Here is a 5,379-nt window from a genome sequence, read left to right as displayed (position 1 = left end):
CCGCTGGACTACTCGGGCCGGGCCCTGAAGGCGTACCGCAAGCGGGTGCAGCTGGTCCTCCAGGACCCCAGCGGCTCCCTCAACCCGCGCCACACGGTGTACGACGCGGTGGCCGAGGGACTGCGCATCCACGGGTACGCGGGTGACGAGCACACGGCCGTCTCCGACGCGCTGGCACGGGCCGGACTCCGTCCGCCGGAACGTTTCTTCCTGCGGTACCCGCACGAGCTGTCCGGCGGTCAGCGCCAGCGGGTGGTGATCGCGGGCGCCCTGGTGCTGGAGCCGGAACTGATCGTCGCGGACGAGCCGGTGGCCTCGCTGGACGCGTCCGTACGGGGCGAGATCCTTGCCCTGCTGCTGCGGCTCCGGGACGAGCTGGGGCTGTCGGCGCTGGTGGTCACCCACGACCTGGGGCTGGCCTGGAACATCGCGGACCGGGTGGCGGTGATGTATCTGGGCCGGATCGTCGAGACGGGTCCCGTGGAACAGATCCTGACGGCACCCCGGCACCCGTACACCCAGGCCCTGCTCTCGGTGCTGCCGGAGGCGCAGGGTGATCCGGTGATCCTGACGGGCGAGCCGCCGGACCCGTCGAACATCCCGTCCGGCTGCCGCTTCCACGCGCGCTGCCACGTCCTCGCCTCCGGTGAGGCGGAGCGCGCGGGTGTCGCGGACGCGTGCCGTACGCGGGACCTGCCGGTCCTGGAGGGCGGCGACCGGACACAGGTGGCGTGCCACTGGGCGGCGGCGGCTCCGGTGGCCGCCGCCCCGTAGGGGGTTACCGGGGGCCGGGCTGGGGGCGGACCGTGAGGATCTGCTCGGCGCGGCCCACCGGGCCTTCGGCGTCGTGCAGGACGGTGCTGGTCAGGCCGTGCCCCGACGGGCCGAAGCTGACCGCCGTGTCCAGGCCGGTCCAGCGGCCCTCGGGCCGGCGGTGGAAGTGGATGGTCAGGTCCATGTTGGGATACATCCACTCCGTGGGCCGCTCCCGCACGGTGATGCCGTTGGCGGTGTCCACGAGGGCGACGAAGGACGCCAGTGGGCCGCTCCGCTCGCCCACGACCAGGTCGAGACCGCTGGTGACCCAGGCGGTGGCCCGGCCGTCCCGGGACGACGCCGTCCTGCGGACGTCGAGCGAGGCGATGAAGCCGCCGTCCCAGACGTCGCCCATCGCCCACCGGGGGAAGGTCTCGGGAGGGGCCAGCCGCTCGTCGGGGGTACCGGCGACGGCGGCGGTGTCCTGGGCCGCGAGGAGCCAGGCACGGGCCCGGACCACGGGGCGGTCCCCGATGACGACGACGGCTTCGAGGAGTTCGACGGTGCGGCCGGGCCGGAGGGTCTCCACCGTGATCTCGCACTCGTCGAGGGCGATACGGCCGAGGATGTCGTAGCTGATCCGGGCCACCGTCAGGTCCGTGGCCGGGCCCGCCGCGAGATGCCGGTCGATCGCGTGGGCGACGAGGCCGGCCAGGGGGCTGAAGTGCTGCTCGTCGGTCCGCCAGGCGCCCCCGGCGTGGGCGGTGGGCTTGTACCGGTGCTCGCCTATGCGCTGGTAGTAGCCGTCGGGCGAAGCGGTGCGCGTGCTCACGGGATCGTTCTCCTCCTGCGGGACACCGGGGAGCGGGACGGCGTCCCGCGTCCGGAGCTCGGTCACGGGGCCCGGAAAATGGCCCAGGGCGGCGGCCGGGCACGCCTCAGGGGCGCTCGTACGCCTCGATCAGCTCGCTGGACCGCTTGACGTCGGCGGCCATCGCCACCAGCAGGTCGTCGATCGAGTCGAACTTCAGCATGCCGCGTACGTAGGCGAGGAAGTCCACCGCCACGTGCATCCCGTACAGGTCGAGGCCGACCCGGTCGATCGCGTAGGCCTCGACCGTCCGCTCGACGGCGTCGAACTGCGGGTTCGTGCCGACGGAGATCGCGGCGGGCATGGCCTCGCCGTCGACCGTCAGCCAGCCCGCGTAGACGCCGTCCGCCGGGATCGCGGTGTGCGGGAGGGTCTCCACGTTGGCCGTGGGGAAGCCGAGCGCCCGGCCGCGCTGGGCTCCGCGCACCACGGTGCCCTCGACCCGGTGCGGGCGGCCGAGGATCTCGGCGGCCCCTTCGACGTCGCCGTCGGCGATCAGACGCCGGGTGAGCGTGGAGGAGAACGGCTCGCCGCCGCCCGCCTCGCCGCTCACGGAGAGGTCGATGACCTCGACGCGGTAGTCGTACGTGGTGCCGAGCTCGGCCAACAGCGTGACGTTCCCCGCCGCCCGGTGACCGAAGCGGAAGTTCGGGCCCTCGATGACCAGCTGGGCGTGGAGTGTGTCGACGAGCACCTTGACGACGAAGTCGGCGGGCGCCAGCTGCGAGAACTCGGTGGTGAACGGCAGGATCAGCACGGCGTCGACCCCCAGGTCCGCCATCAGCTCCACCCTGCGGCGGTGCGGGGCGAGCAGAGGCGGGTGGGTGCCGGGGCGCACGACCTCGCTCGGGTGCGGGTCGAAGGTGACGACGACGGCCGGGACTCCGAGCTCGCGCGCGCGCTCCACCGCACGGCCGATGATCAGCTGGTGACCGCGGTGGACCCCGTCGTAGGAGCCGATGGTGACGACGCTGCGTCCCCAGTCGTCGGGGATGTCCTCCAAGCCGCGCCAGCACTGCACTGTGACTGCTCCTCGCCCGAACCCGTGTACGTGTGTATGTCCCTTACGCAGGTCTAAGACTGCCATGCTCACGTCCCGCGGTTTGCATCGGCACCGCCATCCCGGGCCGTGGTCCGGCCAGCGCCTCCACGGTCCGCCGGGCCCCGGGGCCTACGACGGCCGCCCAGTCCTGGGGCGCGTCGGCCAGCCACCCAAGGACGAGAGTGGTGAATCCGGGCACTTCCCGGGCCAGTTCGACGAGCGTGCGGTCGAAGCGTGCCGCGCCCTGCGTCGTGCGGACGAGCAGCATCCCGGTGCGGTGCACCAGGGCCCTGGTTCGGGCCTCGGGGCGGTGGCCGGAGCCCGCGGCGGCGGCCCTCAGCAGCGCTTCGAGCGCTTCCGGGTCGCCGCCGGTGTCCTGCTCGAACTCCAGCAGCACCTCCAGCAGCGCGGCCCGCAGCGGCCTCGACGCGGCGCTGCCCGGGGCGGCCAGCACCCGGGCCAGCGCGGCGCGCACCGGCGGCGGGGCGGGCCGCTCCCGCAACAGCCCGGTCAGCAGGGGGAGCAGCAGCGCACGGGCGGCGGGGCCGTGTTCCAGCCGGGCCTCCACGTAGGCGGCGGCCCCGGCGCCGTCCTCGGGGTGCGTGTCGATGTACCGCCGCAGCAGCGCGGGGGCGTGCAGGGCGAGCGCCGGGGTATCCAGACGGGCCAGCTCCCGCAGGACGCCGGCGGCGGCGTCCCCGGGCAGCGCCAGCCGTGCGTCCAGCGCCGCGAGCACCGGTTCGGGGTGCTCGGGGAACACCTCGGTGAGCAGACCGGCGGGCAGCCCGGGGTCCCCGGCCGCGAACAGGCGCAGGGCCCGCGCCAGATGGGGTCGTCTGGTGTGCGGGTCGCGGACGAGCACGGTGAGCGCGGAGGCGTGCAGCGCCGCGTCACCGGAGCGGGCCAGCAGGGCGAGGGCGGCACCGCCCAGCAGCGCCCGGTCCTCGTCCGTGAGCGCGCCGCGGGCCAGGAGCGGGGCGTACCCGGCCGCAGCGGCCCGCCGTTCGGGCCGCCGGCCGTCGTGCGCCCAGCGGTCGACGGCCCGGCAGAGCGCGGCCGGCTCGTCCTCGGCGAGGGCGGCCAGGAGCTCGGCGGCGCGTGGGTGGGCGGTGTCCACCAGCGCTTCGGTCAGGTCGTCGACGGCCAGGTCGCGCCGGGCGTACAGCAGCGCCTGCGCCGCGGCGGCCACGGTGGCCCGCACCGGCACGCCCGTGTGGGCGTACAGCGGGGTCTCGTCGGTGAACCACCGGCAGAGCAGGACCTGCACGGTACGCGGATGGGCGGCGAGGCGGCGGTCCACGGCGTCCAGATAGCGCTCGCCCGTGTCGCCGCGGGGGCTCCGCCCGCCCGGCGCGGCCCCCGCGAGGTGTCCTGCGTCCGGTCCGCCCTCCGCCGCCCGGCCGGTTTCGCCGCGGGGGGCTCCGTCGGCGGGCACCAGCCGGCGCAGGAGGTCGATCCGGGCGCTCTCCGGCAGCGACAGCCGCCGCCAGAACCAGGGCTCGAAGGCGGCGTAGGGCCCGCCGGCCGCCGTACCGCCGCCACCCCGGGACCACCGGGTGATCCGCCCGGTGAGGACCCGCAGCACCCCGGCGTACGGCCGTGCGTCGGGGACCCGCAGCAGGCTCTCCCTGAGCAGCCGGACCGCCCACCAGACGGCGTCGGCCCGGCCCCCGGGACGACGGCCGTCCTCCCCCGCGCCGGCCGCCAGCCGGTCCGTCGCCTCGATCAGGTCGGCCATCCGGTGCGCCAGCGCCGCGCTCCCCCGGCGGCGTTCCAGCAGGAGCATCGCGTGGATCACCGGCCCGATGCGGTGGCGCGGCACGGGCAGGCTGCGGGGCCCCGCCGTCCGGGAGGACTCCTGGGTGGCGGCGGTCGCGGGATCGGGGCCGGGATCGTCCCCCGCCGCCGCCTCCCCTTCCGCGTGCCGACGGTGGACCAGCGCGTACAGCGCGGCGTCCAGGTCCAGGTGGGCGCCCTGCACCCAGTCGCCCAGTTCCTCGTGGGCGAAGCGGTAGCCCGCGCCCGCCGGAACCAGCAGCCCTTCGGTGAGGACCGCCGAGGCCCATCCCGTACGCCACGGGAAGAGCTCCTCGAACGCCGCCCGGTCCAGCTCCCCCTGCCCCGGTCCCAGGCACCGCCGGGCCACCTCGTGGACCTGGCCCGCGACCTTCGCCGCCAGCCGGCGTACGGCCGTGCCCCTCAGCCGGGGTTCGGCCTCGGCCCCGACGCGGACGGCGATCCGGAGGCAGGCGAGGTCCAGGTGGGCCGCGAAGACCTCCTCGGTGCCGGGCCGCCCCGGCACGTCCGGGGGCAGCGCCTCCCGCACCCCGGCGAGCAGCCGCAGGGTCAGCGGGTGCCGGTCGTGTCCCGGGGCGATCGAGTCCGGCGGGATGCCGTACCGCTCCTTCGCGCACCGGGCCTGCCCCGGGGTCAGGTCGCCCAGCGGGACCGCGGGCGGCAGCCCCCGGGCGGGCCGCTCCGGGCGGTGCAGGGCACCGTCGGGGTGGAGTGCCCCGGCGGTCTCCCAGTGCTCCGGACGGCAGGCGACGGCCATCCGCGCCCCGTGGGCGCGCAGCCACTCCACCGTCGCCCGGGTCCACTCGGGGAGCCGGTGGGCGAGGAGCGGAGCCATCTCCTCGGGGCCGTCCACGACCACCAGCAGGGCCTCGCCGGACGCCGCGGCGAGGGCGGCGATCCGCTCGGCGGTGGC

General features: G+C 75.9%; 4 protein-coding genes. 1 reads left to right on the top strand and 3 read right to left on the bottom strand.

The features are described from left to right. On the top strand, positions 1–774 hold a 774-nt coding region (locus IH13_RS0123245), incomplete at its 5' end, for an ABC transporter ATP-binding protein (RefSeq protein WP_031087452.1). Positions 775–778: 4 nt separating this feature from the next. Here the strand turns inward: IH13_RS0123245 and IH13_RS0123240 are convergent. The 3 genes from IH13_RS0123240 to IH13_RS0123230 all read right to left on the bottom strand — a co-directional run. Then, complete coding sequence (locus tag IH13_RS0123240) at positions 779–1,588, bottom strand: thioesterase family protein (protein ID WP_031087449.1); 810 nt, start codon at positions 1,586–1,588, stop codon at positions 779–781. A gap of 106 nt (positions 1,589–1,694) precedes the next feature. Further along, positions 1,695–2,648 (bottom strand): bifunctional riboflavin kinase/FAD synthetase, encoded by a 954-nt coding sequence (locus IH13_RS0123235; RefSeq protein WP_031087448.1) that lies wholly within the window; start codon positions 2,646–2,648, stop codon positions 1,695–1,697. A 43-nt stretch (positions 2,649–2,691) separates the two neighbouring features. Then, positions 2,692–5,379, bottom strand: a 2,688-nt coding sequence (locus IH13_RS0123230) for a hypothetical protein (RefSeq protein WP_031087446.1), incomplete at its 5' end; no start/stop codon positions are given.

The sequence above is a fragment of the Streptomyces sp. NRRL WC-3549 genome, assembly GCF_000721935.1.
Classification (GTDB): Bacteria; Actinomycetota; Actinomycetes; order Streptomycetales; family Streptomycetaceae; genus Streptomyces.
Note: the sequence above shows the minus strand (reverse complement) of the source record. Positions and strands in the feature narration are given on the sequence as shown.